21 protein-coding genes and 1 pseudogene are annotated in these 19,790 nt (G+C 71.4%); 15 read left to right on the top strand and 7 right to left on the bottom strand.

The window, feature by feature from the left end; genetic code table 11:
* Positions 1 to 46 precede the first annotated feature (46 nt).
* Positions 47 to 481, top strand: a complete 435-nt coding sequence (locus tag ACH4E8_RS20470) for a VOC family protein (RefSeq protein ID WP_398450111.1) — start codon at positions 47 to 49, stop codon at positions 479 to 481.
* Positions 482 to 500: 19 nt separating this feature from the next.
* Here the strand turns inward: ACH4E8_RS20470 and ACH4E8_RS20465 are convergent, their stop codons facing one another.
* Positions 501 to 1,652 (bottom strand): serine hydrolase domain-containing protein, encoded by a 1,152-nt coding sequence (locus tag ACH4E8_RS20465; protein WP_398450109.1) that lies wholly within the window; start codon positions 1,650 to 1,652, stop codon positions 501 to 503.
* A 107-nt stretch (positions 1,653 to 1,759) separates the two neighbouring features.
* Positions 1,760 to 2,368, bottom strand: a complete 609-nt coding sequence (locus ACH4E8_RS20460) for a TetR/AcrR family transcriptional regulator (protein WP_398450107.1) — start codon at positions 2,366 to 2,368, stop codon at positions 1,760 to 1,762.
* A 154-nt stretch (positions 2,369 to 2,522) separates the two neighbouring features.
* Between ACH4E8_RS20460 and ACH4E8_RS20455 the strand changes: the two genes are divergently transcribed.
* Positions 2,523 to 3,950: an amidase gene (locus tag ACH4E8_RS20455; protein ID WP_398450313.1), complete on the top strand. Its 1,428-nt coding sequence runs from the start codon at positions 2,523 to 2,525 to the stop codon at positions 3,948 to 3,950.
* 91 nt (positions 3,951 to 4,041) lie between these two features.
* On the opposite strand, the gene ACH4E8_RS20450 is transcribed toward ACH4E8_RS20455, so the two are convergent.
* From ACH4E8_RS20450 to ACH4E8_RS20440, 3 genes are all read right to left on the bottom strand, one after another.
* Positions 4,042 to 5,571, bottom strand: coding sequence for an insulinase family protein (locus ACH4E8_RS20450; RefSeq protein WP_398450105.1), 1,530 nt, complete (start codon positions 5,569 to 5,571; stop codon positions 4,042 to 4,044).
* A gap of 123 nt (positions 5,572 to 5,694) precedes the next feature.
* Positions 5,695 to 6,855 (bottom strand): sensor histidine kinase, encoded by a 1,161-nt coding sequence (locus ACH4E8_RS20445; protein ID WP_398450103.1) that lies wholly within the window; start codon positions 6,853 to 6,855, stop codon positions 5,695 to 5,697.
* Complete coding sequence (locus ACH4E8_RS20440; RefSeq protein WP_398450101.1) at positions 6,852 to 7,532, bottom strand: response regulator transcription factor; 681 nt, start codon at positions 7,530 to 7,532, stop codon at positions 6,852 to 6,854. The genes ACH4E8_RS20445 and ACH4E8_RS20440 overlap by 4 nt, the downstream gene beginning before the upstream one ends.
* Here ACH4E8_RS20440 and ACH4E8_RS20435 point away from each other — a divergent pair.
* The 4 genes from ACH4E8_RS20435 to ACH4E8_RS20420 all read left to right on the top strand — a co-directional run bounded on the left by ACH4E8_RS20435 (position 7,531) and on the right by ACH4E8_RS20420 (position 11,209).
* Positions 7,531 to 8,391 (top strand): M15 family metallopeptidase, encoded by an 861-nt coding sequence (locus tag ACH4E8_RS20435; protein WP_398450099.1) that lies wholly within the window; start codon positions 7,531 to 7,533, stop codon positions 8,389 to 8,391. The genes ACH4E8_RS20440 and ACH4E8_RS20435 overlap by 2 nt on opposite strands.
* 378 nt (positions 8,392 to 8,769) lie before the next feature.
* Positions 8,770 to 9,087: a hypothetical protein gene (locus ACH4E8_RS20430; protein ID WP_398450097.1), complete on the top strand. Its 318-nt coding sequence runs from the start codon at positions 8,770 to 8,772 to the stop codon at positions 9,085 to 9,087.
* Between the two features lie 77 nt (positions 9,088 to 9,164).
* The gene (locus ACH4E8_RS20425; RefSeq protein WP_398450095.1) at positions 9,165 to 9,746 is read left to right on the top strand and encodes a carbonic anhydrase; all 582 of its coding nucleotides are present in this window, start codon (positions 9,165 to 9,167) and stop codon (positions 9,744 to 9,746) included.
* An 8-nt stretch (positions 9,747 to 9,754) separates the two neighbouring features.
* Positions 9,755 to 11,209: a SulP family inorganic anion transporter gene (locus ACH4E8_RS20420; protein WP_398450093.1), complete on the top strand. Its 1,455-nt coding sequence runs from the start codon at positions 9,755 to 9,757 to the stop codon at positions 11,207 to 11,209.
* A gap of 119 nt (positions 11,210 to 11,328) precedes the next feature.
* Here the strand turns inward: ACH4E8_RS20420 and ACH4E8_RS20415 are convergent, their stop codons facing one another.
* Positions 11,329 to 11,772 (bottom strand): DUF1992 domain-containing protein, encoded by a 444-nt coding sequence (locus ACH4E8_RS20415; protein ID WP_398450091.1) that lies wholly within the window; start codon positions 11,770 to 11,772, stop codon positions 11,329 to 11,331.
* Between the two features lie 288 nt (positions 11,773 to 12,060).
* Between ACH4E8_RS20415 and ACH4E8_RS20410 the strand changes: the two genes are divergently transcribed.
* The 5 genes and pseudogenes from ACH4E8_RS20410 (at position 12,061) to ACH4E8_RS20390 (ending at position 14,871) form a co-directional block, all read left to right on the top strand.
* Positions 12,061 to 12,321, top strand: coding sequence for a DUF5988 family protein (locus ACH4E8_RS20410; protein WP_398450089.1), 261 nt, complete (start codon positions 12,061 to 12,063; stop codon positions 12,319 to 12,321).
* Between the two features lie 65 nt (positions 12,322 to 12,386).
* Positions 12,387 to 12,956: pseudogene (locus ACH4E8_RS20405) on the top strand (disulfide bond formation protein DsbA); the annotation flags it as partial.
* Positions 12,933 to 13,673, top strand: a complete 741-nt coding sequence (locus ACH4E8_RS20400; protein ID WP_398450311.1) for a class I SAM-dependent methyltransferase — start codon at positions 12,933 to 12,935, stop codon at positions 13,671 to 13,673. The pseudogene ACH4E8_RS20405 and the gene ACH4E8_RS20400, both read left to right, overlap by 24 nt.
* Before the next feature lie 74 nt (positions 13,674 to 13,747).
* Positions 13,748 to 14,014, top strand: coding sequence for a hypothetical protein (locus ACH4E8_RS20395; protein ID WP_398450087.1), 267 nt, complete (start codon positions 13,748 to 13,750; stop codon positions 14,012 to 14,014).
* A gap of 41 nt (positions 14,015 to 14,055) precedes the next feature.
* Positions 14,056 to 14,871 (top strand): APH(3'') family aminoglycoside O-phosphotransferase, encoded by an 816-nt coding sequence (locus ACH4E8_RS20390; RefSeq protein ID WP_398450085.1) that lies wholly within the window; start codon positions 14,056 to 14,058, stop codon positions 14,869 to 14,871.
* An 18-nt stretch (positions 14,872 to 14,889) separates the two neighbouring features.
* Here the strand turns inward: ACH4E8_RS20390 and ACH4E8_RS20385 are convergent, their stop codons facing one another.
* Positions 14,890 to 15,363 (bottom strand): VOC family protein, encoded by a 474-nt coding sequence (locus ACH4E8_RS20385; protein WP_398450083.1) that lies wholly within the window; start codon positions 15,361 to 15,363, stop codon positions 14,890 to 14,892.
* A gap of 263 nt (positions 15,364 to 15,626) precedes the next feature.
* Between ACH4E8_RS20385 and ACH4E8_RS20380 the strand changes: the two genes are divergently transcribed.
* The 4 genes from ACH4E8_RS20380 (at position 15,627) to ACH4E8_RS20365 (ending at position 19,738) form a co-directional block, all read left to right on the top strand.
* Complete coding sequence (locus ACH4E8_RS20380; RefSeq protein ID WP_398450081.1) at positions 15,627 to 16,898, top strand: acyl-CoA thioesterase/bile acid-CoA:amino acid N-acyltransferase family protein; 1,272 nt, start codon at positions 15,627 to 15,629, stop codon at positions 16,896 to 16,898.
* Positions 16,899 to 16,997: 99 nt separating this feature from the next.
* Positions 16,998 to 17,867 carry an MBL fold metallo-hydrolase gene (locus tag ACH4E8_RS20375; RefSeq protein ID WP_398450079.1) on the top strand — a complete coding sequence of 290 codons (870 nt, stop codon included), beginning with the start codon at positions 16,998 to 17,000 and terminating at the stop codon, positions 17,865 to 17,867.
* Positions 17,868 to 17,945: 78 nt separating this feature from the next.
* Complete coding sequence (locus tag ACH4E8_RS20370) at positions 17,946 to 19,058, top strand: sensor histidine kinase (RefSeq protein WP_398450077.1); 1,113 nt, start codon at positions 17,946 to 17,948, stop codon at positions 19,056 to 19,058.
* The gene (locus ACH4E8_RS20365; protein WP_398450075.1) at positions 19,055 to 19,738 is read left to right on the top strand and encodes a response regulator; all 684 of its coding nucleotides are present in this window, start codon (positions 19,055 to 19,057) and stop codon (positions 19,736 to 19,738) included. Before ACH4E8_RS20370 ends, ACH4E8_RS20365 begins: the two co-directional genes overlap by 4 nt.
* Positions 19,739 to 19,790 lie beyond the last annotated feature (52 nt).

Below are 19,790 nucleotides of genomic sequence, written 5' to 3'. Positions count from 1 at the left end.
GTGCGGCCCGCGGCCGCCCCGCTCCAGCACGACGAGAGGACCCCTCATGACCAGCGCGCTCAGCGGCTTCTACCCGGTGATCTGCACCCGCGACGTCGCCGCGTCCCGCGACTTCTACACCCGTCACTTCGGCTTCGAGGTCACCTTCGAAGCCGACTGGTACGTGAGCCTGCGCCGCCCCGACGCCCCGCAGTACGAACTCGCCCTGCTCGACCCCACCCACGCCAGCGTCCCGGAGGGGCACCGCAATCCGATCGAGGGCGGGCTCCTGCTGAACTTCGAGGTCGAGGACGTGGACGCGGAGTACCGCCGCCTCGTCGGCACCGCGCAGTTGCCGGAACTGCTGCCGCTGCGGACCGAGGAGTTCGGGCAGCGCCACTTCATCGTCGCCGGCCCGGACGGGGTGATGGTCGACGTCATCACCGTCGTCCCGGCGACGGACGCGTACGCCGAGCAGTACGCCGAGGGGCACGCCCCCTAGGGAGTGTCCGGAGTGTCCGTCAGGGACAGAGGGCCGTGTTCACCGCGGCGAGCAGGGCGTGGGCTGCCTCTTCGGTGCGCGGGGTCTCGTTGACGACCACTGTCACCTGCCGTCCGTCCGGCGCCGCGGCGCTGATGGTGTGATGGCCGGCGCGGGTGCCGCCGGTGTGCCCGGTGAAACGGCCGCCGCACGGCAGCGGGCCGGTGATCAGACCGAGTCCGTACCGGCCTTCGGGGCCGAGTCGATTCGGGTCTCCGGCGACGGTCGTCCGCATCTCGGCCAGCCGTTCGGGGCTCAGCAGCCGCCCGCCGAGCAGGGCGGCGAAGAAGGCGTTCACATCGGCCGTCGTGGAGACGAGCGCACCGCCGACGCCGCCCGCCGAGGTGTTCCACGTCGTGCCGTCCACCTGGACCCACGCGCCGTCGGCGCCGCCCTCGCGGACCGTGAAGTAACTGCGCGAGTGCGGGCCCCGGATGGTGGGGGAGGAGCCCGGCCAATAGGTGTCGCGCAGCCCCAGCGGCTCGATGACCCTACGGGTGACCTCCGTCTCCGCGGGTCGGCCGGTGACTGCCTCGATGACCAGGCCGACCAGGACGTAGTTGGTGGTCGAGTAGTGCCACGGCGACGTCGGGCGCGGTTCGCGCAGCGCCAACTCCACCAACTCCCGCGGGGCGAAGTGGTGGCGGCGCAGCCAGGAGACGTCGGCGTCGGCGAGGGCGTCACTGTGGTCCGGCAGTCCGCTGGTGTGCTGGAGCAACTGCCGTACGGTGATGGTGCGGCCGTCGTACCCGTGGCCGCGCACCAGGCCCGGCAGATACCGCTCCACGGACGCGTCGAGCGACAACAGCCCCTCGTCGGCCAACTGGAGGGCGGTCACTGCGGTGAACGTCTTGGTGATGCTGCCGATGCGGAACCGGTCGGTGGCGTTCATCGCCCGGCCCGTGCCCAGGTCGGCCCGTCCGCTGGCCGCCGACCACCGCTTGCCGCGCGGATCTGTCACCAGGGCTGCGGCTCCCGCGAGGTCGTGAGGCCCGGTCAACTCCTCCACACTGCGCTGGAGCGCCGTGCGGCTGCTCTCCGCGCCCGTCGACGGGGCGGAGGCCGGAGTCGCGGAGGCGGGGGCCGTGGAGGCGATGAGGGCGGCGAAGGCGAGGAGCAGTACGGAGGGCATGGCCGAAAGGCTAGGAGCGCCGGCGCCTCGGGGCGCGCCGGCTACCTCCCCCATTTGTGGTGGAGCGGGCTCCACCTAAGGCCCGGCCAACGGGACGCCCCTCAGGGCTACGAACCGGCCATCCGCTGCCACAGCGCGGCGAGATGTGCGTCGAGCACCCCGAGTGCTTCCTCGTGGGTGAGGCGGTCGATGAGTACGTGGGTGGTGAGGCCGTCGGCGAGGGCCAACAGGGCGCGGGCCTCCCGTCGGGGTTCAACGCCTCCGCTCCCGCCGGCGTCCGCGCCGCCCTCCGCGACGAGCTCGGCGAACACCTCTTCCAGCGCTGCGTAATTCGTCCGCAACCTGCGTGCCAGCTCCGGGCTGACGGCAGCCTGGGCGACGAAGGCGAGCCACACCCGAGCCTCGGCCCGGTGCGCCGGGTCTAGGAGCGACACCTCCGTGGCCGCATGACCGAGCGCGCTCGCCGCCGACTGCGCTGGGGCGCGCACCACCCGCGCGCGCACGCGTTCCCCGATCCGCTCGCCGACGTGGTCGAGCGTGAAGGCCAACATTTCGTCCTTGGTGCTGAAGCAGCGCTGCACGGCTCCCATCGACACTTGCGCGCGGGCCGCGACGTCCCGCAGCGTCACGCCCTCCAGGCCGCGTTCGTCGGCGAGTCGGCAGACTGCCTCCGCAATCAGCCGGCGACGGCCCTCGTGGTCCACCTGCCGCGGCATGTCGCCACCTTCCTCGCTGCTCGTACACGTTTCCCGCGGCTTCCGCCGCGGCTGTGTGCACTTTATTCGATGCGGGTGCATCGGTACGTGGTCTACAGTTCCGATGCAACCGCATCGGAACGTGAGGGAGTGGGTCGAGCCCATGGCCGAGAACATGCCGGACGCCCTGTGGAAGCTGTCCGCCGGAGCCCAGGCGGAGGCGGTACGTCGAGGGGAGGTGAGCGCCGTGGACCTCGTCGACAGCCATCTGGGGCGGATCGCGGAAGTCAACCCGCGGATGAACGCGGTCACCCAACTCCTCGCCGAACGCGCCCGCGAAGCCGCGGCGGCCATCGATCGACGACGGGCCGCGGGCGAGGAACTGGGTCCGCTGGCGGGCGTGCCGTTCACGGTGAAGGAATCGACGCCCGTCGAGGGCGTCGCGACCACCTTCGGGGTCCCGCGCTTTCGCGACCTGGTGGCAGCGGCGGACGCCCTGCCCGTGGCGCGGCTGCGCGCGGCCGGCGCCGTCCCGATCGGGCACAGCAACATGCCCACCCTGATCCTGGCGGGTGTGCACTCCCGCAGCGAACTGTTCGGCGACACCGTCAACCCCTGGGACGACCGGCGCACCCCGGGCGGCAGCAGCGGGGGCGACGGGGTCGCCGTGGCCACCGGTATGGCCGCGCTCGGGCTCGGCAGCGATGCCGGGGGCTCGGTCCGCCTCCCCGCCCAGTTCTGCGGGGTGGCCGCGCTCAAGCCTTCCACCGGCCGCTTCCCGGCCGACCAGCGCGTGCTGAGCTCCGACGACACGGGCCCCGCGTCGCAGATGCTCGTCACCGACGGCCCGCTGGCGCGCCGCGTGGGAGACCTGAAGCTCGCCTACGACGTCCTGGCCGGCACCGATCCACGCGACCCGCGGGCGGTGCCCGTGCCGCGCTACGGCGAACCGCTGCCCGCGCCCGTCCGCGTCGCGGTCGTAGCGGACCCCGGCGGTCACGGCGTCCACCCCTCCGTACGGGCGGCGGTCGAGCGGGCCGCCGAAGCCCTACGGGACGCGGGGTACGCCGTGTGCGACGTGCCCGACGTGCCGCGGCTGGACGAAGCGCTCGACGCCTACGGCCGCATCACCCTCACCGAGTTCGCCCCTGCGTGGCCCGCCGTGCGCACCCTGCTCGGCGCGGGCGGCGACCGCTACCTCTCCTTCGCGATGGAGCGGACACCGCCCGCCGGTGCCGACGAACTCATGGCGCTCATGGGCACCTGGCTCGGCATCCGACGCTCCTGGGCCGAGTTCCTCGACAGCCATCCGCTATTGCTCGGCCCGGTCTTCACCGAGCCGCCGTTCGAGCCGGGCTTGGAATCGCGCGACCAAGCGGGTTGCGACCGGGTCACCTCGGGAATGCGTCTGTCCACGGCCACCAGCTTCGTGGGCGTACCGGCCGTGGCCGTGCCGACGGGGGTGACCGACGGGCTCCCCACCGGTGTGCAGATCGTGGGACGGGCCTTCCGGGAGGACCTGTGCCTGGCCGCGGCCCAAGCGATAGAGGACCGCCTGGGGGTGCTCACCCCCATCGACCCGGTGGCCGCACCTCGTTCCTGAACAGGCCCTCGGGCGTGGCCTCCCCGTCGCGTTCGGTTCGCGGAGCCTCCCTCCGGTCCATGGGCGAACGACGCTCACCCCCGGACCTGCCCTAGCGCCGAGACGTCTGAGCCGGCGGTGGCGGTGCGCAAGCGTCGTCGTCGCGCTCGGCGAAGGCGGAGGTTTCGTAGCGCAGCGTCTTCGGCACGCCTGCGTCGATCGCGGCGACCGCCTCGCCGATGCCGGCGAACATCTCCGGCACCACCGGGATCAGGCAATTGCCGCGCCCGAACAACACCCGCCCGGGCCCGTTCACCTCCACGCCCACCACGTCGGCGAACGGCAGGTGGTGGACGTCCCCGCGGCCGTCACGGCTCCACAACCCGTCGTCGGTGACCACCAGACGGGCTGTACGGGCCTCCGGAAAGCGCAGCCGGGCGAACATCGGCGGCTTGAAGTGCTTGCCCCCGGCAGGAAGCTCCCCGCCACGGGGGTGGGCGCAACTGCCCTCGGCGAGCGGGGCGCCGTCCAGCTGTGCCAACTCCACCTCGACGTCCTCGGGAACGACCAGCAGCGCGGTGGACAGGGCCGTCGCGAAGGCCCGCCGCGCGCTGTCCGGGGTCACCTCGGCGAGCGCGGCGAGACGAGCCGCAGCGTCCTCGTACGGGAGGCCGGACAGCAGGCACGCGCCTGCCTGCCCCAACTCCGCCGGGGTCGCCCGCGGGTCGAGCCACGCCTCGCGGAAACCGGCGACCTCCTCCGAGAGCTCGGCCGCGGTGACCCCCTGATCGGCCAGCCGCAGGGTCTCGCGCCACAGGATCTCCGCCACGCGTCGCTGCTGCCCGGCGCGGGCGTCGACGACCACGGTGAACTCGCCCCGACCGCCCCCGGTGTGCACCCGCGCGCCGTCGACGTCGTACGACAACCCCTCCTGATGACGCAGCACCTGCCGAAGCCGCTCCTGGAGCACGGCGTGCGCCGCGGTCAGCGCAGCGTCTTCCAGGTCCGCGGTCAGCGCCAGACCGGGGCCGGGTACGTTCGCGGCGAGCCAACGGGAGCCGGTCAGCATCACCGGTTGGGCGCCGCCGCGCTCGGGCCGTTCACCGGTCGGCAGGGGCAGCCGCAGGGTGGGCGGTGGCGGGCCGGTGAGCAACAGGACGGCGTTGTCGGCGTGGAAGGACCGGGCTACGGTCTCGTGTACGGCCTCGACGGGGATGCGGTCCGGTCCGGGACCGTCCCACGAGGCGAGCCCCGCGCCCACGGTACCGTAACGCGCGGACAGCAACTCCGCAGTGACCGGGTCGACCACCCCGCTGGCCTCGGCGGCCAGCACTCCCGCCTCGCGCTCGATCCGATCGACGGGCAGCGCGGTGAGGGCCTTGCAGACCGCGGCCAGGAAGTCGACGACCTGCTCGTCGGTGCCGCTGACGCTGAAGTCGGTCAGATTGAGGGAGACGGAGGCGTTGTGTTCGTGGTGCAGCCTCGGCAGGGTGCTCATCGCGAGGTGCTCGACGAGGTGCGTGACCCCGATGGTGCGGAATGACTCGTCGCGAGCACCCTGGCCGAAGACGAGAGCGGCTTCAAGCGGACCGGGCGCCTCTGACCACAGGACGGGCACTCCGTCGATCACATCGCGTTGCATGGCCTGAGCATATGATCCTTTCGGTGGAATCGTGCACGCGCGGAGAGTGGGCTGCTGCGACGACGCCGACGACGCCGGCGATGAGGAGTTGAGGCGATGGCCGCCGCCAACGTACTGGCGTGATCAGTCGGCCGTCGCGGGTAGCCGGACTATCGCCGTCAGGCCCCCGTCGGGGTTGGGCTTGAGGATGAGTTCACCGTGGTGCGCGGTGGTGATGGCGGCCACGATGGCGAGTCCGAGGCCGTGCACCCGCCGGCCGGATCCGTGCCCCGGGCCCGATGTGCGGCCCTCGCCACGGAGGAAGGGCTCGGTGAAGGTGGCGACGGCCTCGGGGCTCAACGCCGGGCCCGTGTTGCTGACGGTGATGTCGACGTGCCCTGGCGCGGTGGATGAGGGGCCGGCCGTGAGCTGCAGCCGGCCATCGACCGGGCGGTTGTGACGAATGGCGTTGTGCAGCAAGTTCACCGTGGCCTGCTGCAACAGGACGTCATTGGCGGACACGGAGACCGGTCGGATGGTGGCGTGCACCGCGACGGAGCGGGCTGCTGCCTCGGCGCGGACGACGCCGAGCGCTTCGGTGACCGTCTCGGATAAATCGAGAGGGGCCAACTCGGGCGGGGTGTGTCCGATCGCGGAGAGCTGCAACAGGGCGTTCACGATCTCGATGCCGCGCTGATTGGTCTCATGCAGTCGGGAGACCAACTGGGGATAGTCCTGGCCGTCGGGGTCCGTGCGGGCGACGTCGAGCAGGGCACGATTGACCGCGAGTGGAGTGCGAAGCTCGTGGGAGGCGTTGGCGGCAAAGCGCTGTTGCGCCTCGAAGGACTCCTGGAGGCGGCCGAGCATGTGGTCGAACGCATCGGAGAGATGAGTGAACTCGTCCCGAGGGCCGGCGAGTCCGATGCGGTGGTCCAACGAGCCCTCCGCTGCCTGGAGTGCGGCGTCCGTGATGTCCTGGAGCGGCTGGAGCACCCGCCCGGCGATGAACCAACCGCCCACGATCCCGACGACGGCGAGCGAGAACAGCGCGAACCCGGAGATCCGTAGGAGCGCATCGAGGATCTCCTCGCGGGTCGGCACCCGGGCGTTGTCGCGGGGATCGACCGCGGTCAGCGGATAGTCGGGCACGAACCGCATGACGACGTAGACCACGAAGAGCGTGGTCGCGGCCGTGACGACGACGAAGAGGGCGTAGCTGAGGGTCAGGCGCAGACGTGCGGTCAGTCGCCGGGGGCGGCACTTGAACAGGGCATCGCTCGTGGTCGGTTGCCGCGCGCTGGTCATCGGTGCGCCTCCTGGCCGGGTTCCTCCATGCGGTAGCCGACTCCGGGCACGGTGTGGATGGCGGGTGGAACCCCCAGGCGCTTGCGCAGGGTGGAGATGGTGATCCGCACCGCGTTGGTGAAGGGGTCCGCGTGCTCGTCCCAGGCACGCTCCAGCAAGGTCTCCGCACTGACGACACCGCCCCGCGCCGTCATCAGCAGCTCCAGCACGGCGAACTGCTTCCGAGTCAGGTTGACGTAGCGTCCGTCTCGAAACACCTCCCGACGGAACAGATCAAGCCGAATCCCGGCGTGTTCCAAGACGGGTGGGGTGCTCTCCCGGGGGCGGCGCGCAAGCGAGCGCAGCCGGACCACCAACTCCTCCAAGTCGAAGGGTTTGGTGAGGTAGTCGTCCGCGCCGATCTCGAACCCGGCGACCTTCTCCTGGAGGCGGCTCGCGGCCGTGAGCATCAGCACGCGGCAGCCGAGTTGGCGCTCGACGACGGACCGGCACACGTCGTCCCCGTGCGTCCCGGGAATGTCGCGGTCCAGGACGACGACGTCATAGGCATGGACGTCGAGCATTTCCAATGCCTGGTCGCCGTCCGCGGCGATATCCGCGGCGATGGCCGCGAGCCGCAGTCCCGACTGAACCGCTTCGGCGAGATACGGCTCGTCCTCGACAATGAGCACTCGCATGCGATCCCTTTCCCGTCCCCGGTTCACTTCTCGATCCACTGACACCCATGACATCACGCGGGCCATATCGCGAACGTATCGAAAAGCTGAGACGCCGACGGTATGGGCCTTCTCGTTCACTGGTGGCACAACGACCGAGGAACGACGTCGGAGGGCGATCGCGATGGGTGGAAAGTACCCGAAGCAGATGACGGAGCCGCAGGGGGCGGAGACGGTGGAGACCGCCGGTCGGGATGGTCGGCGGGGTCGCGCGCCCGCCCGCCGCCGCGGGCGGCACGCGCTCGTCTTCGGGATCGTCGCAGCCCTTGTGGCGATAGGTATGGCCTGTTGGGCAGTGGTTTCAACGGATGGCGGTCAGCTTGGTGTGGGCGGCTTCGGAGTCTTGGCTGCGGACCGTGGAGCATCGAAGGGGAAGCAGGTGGACGGGGAGGGCGGCGCCATCGGATCGGGTCGTCAAGTCACCCCCTTCGATACCTACCACCCGGCCGTGACCCGATTGGACCCCGCTCTGCTCACGGCTCTCCGGACCGCCGGCACGGCGGCGACGGAAGACGGCATAGACCTCTTCATCACCTCCGGTTGGCGCAGCAAGGAGTACCAGGGCGATCTCCTCCAGCGGGCGATCGCGCGCCACGGAAGTTTGGAAAAGACACGCGAGTTCATCAGCGCGCCAGAGAAGTCCGCACACGTGACGGGAAATGCCGTCGACATAGGCCCGACCGATGCCGACGGCTGGCTCATACGGAAAGGCTCGGCATTCGGTCTCTGCCAGAAGTACGCCAATGAGATGTGGCATTTCGAGCTGCTGACCGAGCCCGGCGGATCGTGCCCCGCGCCCCTGCCGGACGCTGCTGGGTGAACCGTGTCATCAACGCGTTTCGGTGCGGCCGAATCCGAGCGAAGGACGCGTGGGCGATCGGGTGCGCAGACCTCCGCGGGAAGCTCCACCGGCCTAGTGGTGACCTTCGTGGCCGACCCCGTCCCGGGCGCGGGCGGGCGCGGTGCGGCGCGCGGCGGGGCGGACGGCCGATCGGCCGTCCCGGCTACGCCGTCAGCCACGCGGACCACTTAGGACATCCCAGAAAGGATCACCAGGCGTTAACGTGTTCCTTGACCTTCTGTTGACCTAGTTGGTCAATCCTTGACGTGCGAACGACAGCGCCACCACATGCCCGGAGGGAGGAAGGCAGTGCGCAACACCGCAGCCCGAAGCTTGTTACCGCTTCTAGTGATCGTCTTGTTCGCCCTGCCCTTCCTCGCTCCCGCCGTGACCGCCGCGTCCGCACCCGTCCTCAGCTACGGCCCCACCAAGACCGAGCCCGGGAAGGAGCCCCGGGGCAGGACCTGCGAGCAGCCGGGCGAAACGGCCAGTCCGTTACGCGCCCGCGACCGGCACCGAAGCGTTGACGTCGCGCCGGCGACACCCCGCCCACCAAGGGCGACGAAGGATCCGGCTGCGGCCTACGAGCCGGACCTCCCCGCCGAGCACCACCAGCGCACGGCGAGATCCCTCACCGCTCACACCCCGGCCGCACTCCAGGTCTTCCGCTGCTGAGACCAGAGTCCTTCCCCCCACCTGTGCCTTGACAGCCCGACGCGCCCCAGGGGCGCGCCAGGAGGATTCACCACACCATGCAGCCCCTCATCGACAACGCCCGTGCGTTCGGACGGCAGCCTGAGGAGTTCGCGCGGCTGGCCGCCGGCCAGTCCCCCCAGGTTCTGTTCATCACTTGTTCCGACTCCCGGGTCGTCCCCGCGCTCATCACCGGCGCGCGCCCCGGACAGCTCTTCGAACTGCGCACCGCGGGCAACATCGTCCCGCCCTACGCCTCGGTACACCCCACCAGCGAGGCGGCCACCATCGAGTACGCCGTGGAGATCCTCGGCGTCCAAGACGTCGTGGTCTGCGGCCACTCCCACTGCGGCGCGGTCGGCGCCCTGGTCCGCGGCGACGACCTGACCGGCGTACCCGCCGTCCGTGACTGGCTCGCGCACGCCGCGCCCACCGCCACCTCCGGTGGCGCGGACGACCCGGCCGTTGCGGACGGGGTGCAGAGCCACGTCCTCGCGCAACTGCTGCGCCTGCGGTCCTACCCGTGCATCGAACAACGGCTCGCCAGCGGCCAGCTCCGCTTGCACGGCTGGTACTACGAAGTGCACACCGGCTCCGTGCAGACCCACCGGGCCGACACCGACGCCTTCGTGGCTCTGTGAGTAGCCAGATGACCAGGTTCCCCCACTTGCGGCAGGACTTCGCCGCATCCCTCGTCGTCTTCCTCGTCGCCCTACCCCTGTGCGTGGGCGTCGCCGTCGCCTCCGGCGTCCCGGCCGAACTCGGCCTGATCACCGGCATCGTGGGCGGCATCGTCACCGGCCTGATGCGCGGAAGCAGCCTTCAGGTGTCCGGCCCGGCGGCCGGTTTGACCGTGCTGGTCTTCGAGGCCGTCCGGGAGTTCGGACTGCCGGTGCTCGGCGCGATCGTGCTCGTCGCCGGCCTCCTGCAGGTCCTCATGGGCTTCCTGCGCACGGGGCGCTACTTCCGGGCCGTGTCGGTCTCGGTGGTGGAAGGCATGCTCGCCGGCATCGGCCTGGTGCTGATCGCCGGACAGCTCTACTCGCTCGCCGGCTTCGAAGCCCCCGCTTCTGGCCTGAACAAGATCGCCGAACTGCCCGGGGCGCTGGTCAGGGCCCTGGAGTCCACGGATGCACTCGCCTCCATCGCGATCGGCGCGGGCACCATCGCCGTCCTCCTGCTGTGGCGGCACGCGCCGCGCCGGATGCGTACGGTCCCCGCGCCGCTGGCCGCGGTGGGCCTGGCCACACTGGCGACCGCCGTCGGCGGGCTGCCCGTCGCCACGGTCGAAGTGAACGGGCTGATCGACTCGATCCAGCCCCCGTCGGCCGACGCCTTCGGCACCCTGGCCACCGTGGGCGCGATCGGCACGGTCGTGGCGTTCACCCTGATCGCCTCCGCCGAGTCCCTGTTCGGAGCAGCGGCGGTCGACCGACTGCACGACGGCCCGCGCACGGACTACGACAAGGAACTCATCGCCCAGGGCACGGGCAACGCGGTGTGCGGAGCGCTCGGCGCCCTGCCCATGACCGCGGTGATCGTGCGCAGCGCGGCGAACGTCCAGGCGGGCGCCCGGACCAAGGCGTCCCGCGTGCTGCACGGCGTGTGGCTGCTGCTCTTCGCGGCGCTGCTGCCGTCCGTCCTGGCGTACATTCCGATCCCGGCGCTGGCGGGCATCTTGGTGCACGCGGGCTGCAAGCTCGTCCCCGTGCGGGGGTTGATCAGCTTGTGGCGTCAGCACCGGGGCGAGGCCGTGGTCCTGGTGGTCACCGCGGTGTCCATCGTCGTGATCAGCATGTTCGAGGGCGTCCTGATCGGCCTTGCGCTCGCCATCGCCAAGACGGCTTGGGAGGCGTCCCACGTCCGGCTTGAGGTCATAGACAAGGGTGCCGGTCCGGTCCAGGCGTACCTGTCGGGCAATGCGACCTTCCTGCGGCTGCCGAAGATACTGGACAGCCTGGAGGCGCTGCCGAACGACCGCCCGGTGGAGCTGGACCTCACGGGACTGCACCACCTGGACCACGCCTGCCGTACCGCTCTGGAGACCTGGGCGGAGCGCCACAGCGCGGTCGATACCGATCCGGTGCGCATGACCACGTACTGACACCGGCGCACCGCTACGAGCGGTGGCCCGCGTCACTGAGCGCGTGATCGAGCACGTGACGGCGCGGCGCCGACCTTAGGGGCGGCGCCGCGTTGACGTCATCGCGCAGGGCGGCTCACTCAGCGGCCCCCCGTTGAGTCCGCGATCCCGGTGGCTCCGCCGGCGGCCCGTCGGGCATGCCACTCGCGGACGATCTCGTCGAGGTCGTACGGCTTCAAGCCCAGCGGCGGACCGGGCGGGGGCCGCAGCATCATCTCCAGGATCCGCGGGTTCACCTCCGCCACGATGCGCCGCGCCGCCTCCGCGGAAGGCGCGGCCCACGCCGCCGCCAAGGCGTCCTCGGCCTCCTTGCGCAGGGCGAGGGCGGGCGGCAGGACGCTCATCCCCTCCCGGGCCATCTTCCGTTTGATCCACCACAGCTCGTCGTACGGGGCCTCGACGTCGGCGGGCAGGGGCTTTCCGGCTCCCGGCAGGGAGGCGAACTCGCCTCGTGCCTCGGCATCGCGGATCTGGTGGTCCACCCAGGACTCGTGACTGACCCCCGGCGGTTTGCGTTCGGTCATGAGTCCATGGTCCCAGACCGGCCGGCACACCCGTCGGGCGCGCCCCAGGAGCCCTGCCGAATGAGCCGCACCGTCGCGCGTACGAAGCCGGTGACGTGCCCGGACGCGTCGTGGCCGAAGAGCCCCGTTCGCAAGTGGCGCATGCGCCACCCCTGACCGTCGGTGCAGGGAAGGGTGCGCGTACTTAGGGGGGTTCGTAGGGGTATCGCTCGCTCAGGGACGACCATAGTGTTCCCGGGCGGCCGACTTCCTGTTGCGGACAACTCTCTGAGAGGGGAAGCATTCCTGATGGGCATCGTCGATCGGAACGCAGTCGAGTCCGACCGTGGCGCGACCACCGTCGTGGAGCCGAACGCCGTGCTGCGGGGCGGCCCCTCCCACCTCCCCGAGCAGCAGCGCGTGCGGTACGTGCCGAGGACCGACGAGAACCTCAAACTGCCCTGGCGCAACGGCTACCAGCACTTCGCGCCCACCACCGAGCACGAACAGCGCGACGGGACATCCCTGAAGGTCTTCGTCTGGGAACGGGCGACCAAAATCGCCGAGTGAGAACCCGGGGGCCGCCCCCATCCGGCCCGGCCGAAGGGTATACCTGGGCCCAGGAGGTGGGCCCGATGACCGAGCCGCAGACGGTGGACTTCTGGTTCGACCCGGTGTGCCCGTACACCTGGCTCACGTCCCGGTGGTTGGTGGAGGCGGCCGCGGTGCGCCCGTTGGCCGTCCGCTGGCGGCTGATGAGCCTGTCCGTGCTCAACGAACACCGGGACGAGGACCCCGAAGGCGACTGGGGGGAGTACATGTGGGCCCCCGTGCGGCTGTGCGCCGCGGTGGAGGCCCGGTTCGGACAGCAGGCGCTCGGTGACCTGCTGACGGCGATGGGGAACCGCTTCCACCGCGACGGGGACTGGGGGAACCTCACCGGGGTACTCACCGACGCGGGGCTGCCGCCGGAACTCGCGGGAGAAGCCGAGTCCACCGCGTACGACGCCGCGATCCGCTCCTCGCACGCGGCGGCCATCGCCCTCGTGGGGAACGACGTCGGCACCCCGGTCCTGGCGGTCATCGCCCCGGACGGCGAGCGCGTCGGCTTCTTCGGCCCGGTCGTCGCCCCCGTGCCCACCGGGGAGGCGGCCGGACGCCTCTGGGACGGCTTCCAGCTGATGAGCGGGGTCAAGGGCTTCTTCGAACTCTCCCGAGCCCGTCCCGTACAGCCACCGACGGAAGCGACCGCCGAACACCCCGCCGCCGAACGCCCCACCGACGAGCACGGCCGCAGCGAGCACATCGCCGGTCCCGCCGAGGTGTTCGACGCACTCGGCGCCGACTACGAGCGCTCCTTCGCCCACTCCCCGGGGCACCACGAGTCCCTGCGCCGCCTCCTGGCCGAACTGGCTCCCGGCAGTAACGTCCTCGACCTGGGGTGCGGTACGGGGCGACCGACCGCACGGACCCTCGTCGACGCCGGCCACCACGTCCTGGGCGTCGACATCTCGCCCGTCATGGTGGACATCGCCGCCCGCCAGGTGCCCGGCGGCTCCTTCGTCTGCGCCGACGTGCGCACGTTCGACCTCGCGGACGGCTCCTACGACGCCGTGTGCGTGTACTTCTCCCTCCTCCAGATGTCCCGCGACGAGCAGACCCGGTTGCTGAACCGCGTCGCCCGCGCACTGGTCCCCGGCGGGCGGTTGGCCATCGCCACCGTTCCGCTCGACGTCAACGGATTGACGGTCGAGTTCATGGGGCACCCGGTGCGGGTCACCAGCTTCGACGCCGAAGCCTTCACCGCCGCGGTGACCGGGGCCGGCTTCACGGTCCGCTGGTCGCACCAGGCCACCTTGGAGCCGGCGGACCCGAACTGGCCGGCCGAACCCCACCTCTTCCTGCTCTGCGAACGGACGTGACGAACTGCGAACCGCGACACCACGGGCCCACCGCGCCAACGAGCATTGTCAGTGGTGGGTGCCAGGCTGGTGACATGGATGCGGAGAGCTTCATGCAGGGTCGGGTGTACGGCGCTGACCACGACAGTCCCGGCCCCCGACCCGGCCGGGACTACGCCCAGTTGGTCGCCGGACCGCTCGACGGGCTGCTCCTGGACGTCACGGGCTGGACGCCGGCCCAGCGCGCGACCGGCGCCGCACTCACCACCGAGATAGGCCGGTACGGAGCGGGCGGCCGGGCTCTGTACCGGCCGCGCCCCGGTAGCCCTGGAAGATGGGACTGGTCCGGCGACGTCCCGTAAAGAAGGCGACCCCGGTGACCTCACCCGGTTAGGCTTCCCGCATGATCGATTTCGCGTCGCTGGTCGGGGAGTTGCCGGAGCCGAACGGGGGCTGGGAGCCCGTGACGGGCGGTGAGTCCGGAGCGGTCGTCCTCCGTTCCGCGGACGGCACGCAGTACGCCAAGTGCGTCCCCGCCACCGAACCAGACGTGCGTGAGCTGGCGGCCGAGCGGGACCGCGTCGCCTGGCTCGCCGAGCAGGGCGTCTCCGGGCCGCGGGTGCTCGACTGGCGCGAGACCGAAACCGCGGCGGCGCTGGTGACCAGCGCGGTCCCCGGCGTGCCCGCCGACCAGGTACCGGCCGCGGACCTGTGGACGGCCTGGCGGCCGATCATCGATGCCGTACGCCAACTGCACGAGCTGCCCGTGGCGCGTTGCCCCTTCGACCGCGACCTCACCGCGATGTTCGCCGCCGCCCGCTCCGTCGTCGCCCGCGGCGCCGTCAACCCCGACTTCCTCCCGCCGGAACAGCGGGAGGTCCCCGGCACCGACCTGCTCGCCCTCCTGACCCCCCAACTGGACGAGCGCCTCGCCCAGGAAGCGGCCGACCCGGTCGTGTGCCACGGCGACCTGTGCCTGCCCAACATCGTCCTCGACCCCGACACCCTGCGCGTCTCCGGCTTCATCGACCTCGGTCGCCTCGGCCGGGGCGACCGCTACGCCGACATCGCCCTCCTGCTCGCCAACTCCCGGGAGACCTGGCCGGACGAAGACCGGGCGCGCGCCGCGGACGAGGTCTTCGCCGAGCAGTACGGCATCGAACTCGACCGCGATCGGCAGCGCTTCTATCTCCACCTCGACCCGCTGACCTGGGGTTAACCCGCCTGCGGACACCCTCTAACCGTCCGCCGCCGCCTTGATCGCCGCGAGGTCGAGCTTGCTCATCGTGAACATCGCTCGCATCGCGCGGTCCGCGCGAGCCGGGTCGGGGTCGTTGAGCACGTCGTCCAGGCCGTGCGGCACGACCTGCCAGGACAGCCCGTACTTGTCCTTGAGCCAGCCGCACTGGCCCGGCTCGCCGCCGTCCGCGGTCAGCGCCTGCCAGTAGCGGTCCACCTCCTCTTGGTCCGCACACTCGACCAGTAGCGACACCGCCTCGGTGAAGGTGAAGTCGGGACCACCGTTGATCGCGGTGTACCGCTGGCCGTCGAGTTCGAAGTCCACGGTGAGCACGGTGCCCGCGGGCCGCGGGCCCGCCTCGCCGTAGTGCAGGATCCGGGTGATCCGGGAGCGAGGGAAGATCGAACAGTAGAACTCGGCGGCATCCTTGCCCTGCGTGTCGAACCACAGGTTCGGAATGATCCGGGGCATCGCACTCTCCTGGCGTTCGGGCGCGCCCAGCGCGCGGTCACGAGCCCACCGGCCTCGGAGGCCGGAACTAGGCCCTACACAGTGATGACCGCCGCGGCCCCCGGAAATCACCGGTGTGCGGCAGTTTCCCCGGGGCGGACGTTGCCGGAACCGGCCCATGCACCCGCCGTCGCCGTCGAGCACGCTGGGGTAAGGGACAAGCGCGGACGAGGCTCGACAGGAACGAAGGGCCGCGACCGCGCGACGATCACCGGGGGACACGGATGACTAAACCAAGGACACGAACGGCCGCCGCCGCGGCCGTCGGGCTCGCGTTACTGCTCACCGTCGGGTGCAGCAGCGGAGGCGAGCGGAACAGCGACCGTGACAACAGCGACGTGCAACTGCGGGTCGACAAGCCAACGGCCCTCGCCGACGAGCCCGTGCGGATCCAGGTCACCGGTCTGGAGGCGGGCCAGAAGGTGAAGGTGACCTCGCAGGCCATGGACTACGAAGGGATGAAGTGGACCGGACGGGCCGAGTTCGCCGCCGACGAGAAGGGCACGGTGGACCTGAACCGTGCCCGGCCGCGCTCGGGCACGTACGAGAAGGCCGACGGCATGGGCCTGTTCTGGTCGATGGAGCCCGCGAAGGGCGACCCCGACGAGTCGTTCTTCGCCCCCAAGTGGCCGCAGGAACAGTCCTCGTACGAGGTGAACCTGGCCGTCGAGACCGACGGGGAGCAGGTCGCGGCCGAGCGGTTGACCCGCACCTGGCTGCGCGAGGGCGCAACCCACCGTTCGCTGACCGCGGCGAAGGACGGGGTGGTCGGCACGCTGTACCTGCCGGCGGCCGGAACGGAGCGCCGGACGCCCGTGCTGAACCTCGGCGGCTCGGAAGGTGGACCCAGCGACCCGTACTCCGCCGCCGTGTGGGCCTCCCGAGGGCACCCCGTGCTCGCCCTGTGCTACTTCGGCTGCCCCGAGCGCCCGGAGAACCTGGCGCGGATCGAGCTGGACTACTTCGCCTCCGCGGCCCGGCTGCTGCACAAGGAAGCCGGCGCCCCGGCAAAGCGGCCGACCGTCATCGGCACCTCGCGCGGCAGCGAGGCCGCGCAACTCCTCGCGCAGTACCATCCGGACCTGGTCCACGACGTCGTCCTCTTCTCACCGAGCGAGAACACCAACCCCGGCTTCCCCATCGGACGCGAGCCGGCCTGGACGAAGGACGGCAAGGCGATCGAGCACATCACGATCCCCCTCGACCGGGTGCGCGGCACGGTGCTCGCCGTCGCCGGCGGTGAGGACGGACTGTGGCCGACGGAGGACTCCGTGAAGAGGATCGCCGAGCAGCGCGGCGCGTCGGGCCAGCAGCACCGGTCCCTGACCTACGACGACGCCGGACACTCCCTCGGCATGCCGCCCAACCTCCCGAGGGGTCTCCGCTTCAAACACCCGGTGAACGGCGCGCCCATCAAGACGGGCGGCACTCGGGTCGCGAACGAGCAGGCGCGCGCCGACAGCTGGGCGCAGACGCTGAAACTGCTCCAGGGCTGAGGCCGACGGGGCGCCGCGCACTACCGCGGTCGGCCGCACGTGGGATATGGGTGGTTGGGCGCCCCGCCCGGGGCGCCCAACCGCTCGTGAGGAGGCCCCGTGGACGGCTGGTACGTGGACGACCGCTGCACGAACTGTGACGTCGCCCGGCAGTTCGCACCCGAGGTGTTCGCCGAGGTGGACGGGAAGTCGCAGGTGCGGCGCTTACCGGTGGACGAGGCGGAGACCCGGCTCCTGCACGCCGCGGCCTTCGCCTGCCACACCCGCTCCATCCGCCCCGCCGCCGGCCGGCTGGACCCGGCCGACGACCCCTTCCCGCTGGCCCTGGACGACGTCGTGCTGCTGTGCGGGCACAACTCGCCGCGGACCGCGGGCGCCAACGCGTATCTGCTCCGGCGCCCGGGCGGCACGCAGATGATGATCGACACCCCGCGGTGGAGCCGAGCGCTCGCCGACCGGTACGCGGCCACCGGACCGGTCACCGACGTGCTGCTGACCCATCGCGACCACGCTGCCCACGGCCGCAGCTACGCCGACCACTACGGCGCCCGACTGTGGATCCACCGGGGCGACCTCGATGCCGCGCCGGACGCTGACCGGGTCCTCCACGGCACCGAACCCCAGGAGATCGCCGAAGGCGTCACCGTCCATCCGCTCCCCGGCCACACCGAGGGCAGCGTCCTCTACCTCGCCGACGACCGGTACTGCTTCAGCGGCGACAGCTTCTACTGGTCGCGCACGATCGACGACCTGGCCGTTGCGGAGAGCGTGACCTGGTACTCCATCGAAGAACTGGCCGCATCCCTGGCGAGGGTGGCGCCGATGCTGCGGTTCGAGTGGGTGCTGCCGGGCCACGGCGACCGCCGCCACCTCGCGGCCGACGAGATGTCCCGCCGGTTGCTGGCACTGGCACACCGCACGCAACTGCTCCACCCCCGCCCGATCGACTTCACGGCCATCCGCTGGTGAACCCCGACCGGTCGCCGTCGGCCGATTCCGTACTTTCGGCCGGTCCGCAGGCCGGCTCCGCTCCTTAACCTGATCATCATGACGAGCGTGCAGGCCACCACCGTCGGGCTCGGCGTCCTCTTCCTGACGGCGATCGCACTCCAGGCGCTCGCCGTGGCGGAGAGCTGGGGCGCCGCGTACTGGCTCCCCGGCACCGTCGCCTCCGCGGTGGTGTGCGCGCTCGCGCTCGCGCGCCACCGCGCCCTCCTGCACACGGCGGTCGCGGGCGTCGGCACGGCGGGCGTCACCGTGCTCGTCGGCCTGCTGCCCGACGTCCGACTGCCCGCCGAACCCGGCCCCGCGATGACCATGGGCCTCGCGGTGCTCGTCGGATCCGCCGTCAGGACGCTCCCCCCGGCACGCGCCGCCGTCCTCGCCGCCACCGGACTGCCGCTGATCGCCGGGCAACTCGCCGCCCGGCCCTCCTCCTCGGTGGTGGCCATCACCGCCGTGGGCTGGTTGAGCGCCGTCGCCGTGGGACTGCGGGCCCGTGCCCACGACGACCGGGCACGGGCCACCGCCGACGCCGTACGCCGGGCGGAGCGGCTGGATCTCGCCCGTGAACTCCACGACGTCGTGGCCCACCACATCACCGGGATGCTGATCGAGGCCCAGGCCGCGCAGGTCGTGGCCAAGCGGGACCCGGGGAAGGTCCCGGACTCGCTGGCCGAGATCGAAGCCGCCGGCGCCGAAGCCCTGGCCGCGATGCGCCGCGTCGTGGGGCTGCTGCGCGACGCCGACGACGCCGCGCCCGCCTCGCCCGGCCCGGAGGAACTGAGCGCGCTGGTGGAGCGGTTCGCACGACAGGGCCCGCAGGTGCGTCTGCGCATGCCCGACGCCGCCGCCGACTGGCCGCCGGAGGTGACCAGCACCGTGTACCGCATCGTCCAGGAAGCCCTGACCAACGTGCTGCGCCACGCACCGGGCGCCCGTACGGTCGAGGTGGACGTCGCCCGCTCTCCGCAAACCGTCACCGTCGAGGTCGTCGACGACGCTCCACCGTCCGCCGCCCGACCCCGCGGCGGCTACGGTCTGATCGGCATGCGCGAACGCGTCGAGACGCTCGGCGGCTCGCTGCGGGCCGGCCCGCGGCCCGGCCCCGGCTGGTCCGTGGTGGCCACCCTGCCCGTCCCCACCAGGGAGCCCACATGACCATCACGGTCCTGATCGCCGACGACCAGGCGATGATCCGCCGCGGACTGCGCCTCATCCTGGAGGACCAGCCCGACATCACCGTCATCGGGGAGGCGGCGGACGGGGCCGACGCGATCGAGGCGGCCAGAAGGCTGCGCCCGGACGTCTGCCTCGTCGACATCAGGATGCCCGCGCTCGACGGCATCGAGGTCACCCGGGCGCTCGCCGGTCCGGACGTGGTCGACCCGCTGCGGGTCGTCGTCGTCACCACCTTCGACCTCGACGAGTACGTGTACGGGGCGCTGCGCGGTGGCGCAGTGGGCTTCGTCCTCAAGGACGCCGGGCCCGCCCTGCTGGTCGAAGCCGTCCGCGCGGCCCACAACGGGGAGGCGCTGGTCTCGCCGTCGATCACCCTCAGACTGCTGCGCCACCTCAACGACGGCACTCCCCAGCTCCGCACGGACACCGGGCAGCCGCCGCTGACCGGTCGGGAGATGGAGGTCGTCCGCGCCGTCGCACGCGGGCGCACCAATCAGGAGATCGGCTCCGAACTGTTCATCTCCCTCAGCACGGTCAAGGGACACGTGTCGGGGATCCAAGCCAAGCTCGGTCTGCGCAACCGGGTCGAAGTGGCGGCCTGGGCGTGGGAGAACCGCTTCGTCGACGCACTGGTTCCGCCTGGCTCCTCCCCTGGATGACGTAGCCCCGTCGGCCGTGAACCGGCCGAAAGGAGGGTCCCTGAGCGGGGGA

The sequence above is a fragment of the Streptomyces sp. NPDC017979 genome (assembly GCF_044328175.1).
GTDB lineage: Bacteria > Actinomycetota > Actinomycetes > Streptomycetales > Streptomycetaceae > Streptomyces.
This window is presented reverse-complemented; position numbering and strand designations above follow the sequence as displayed.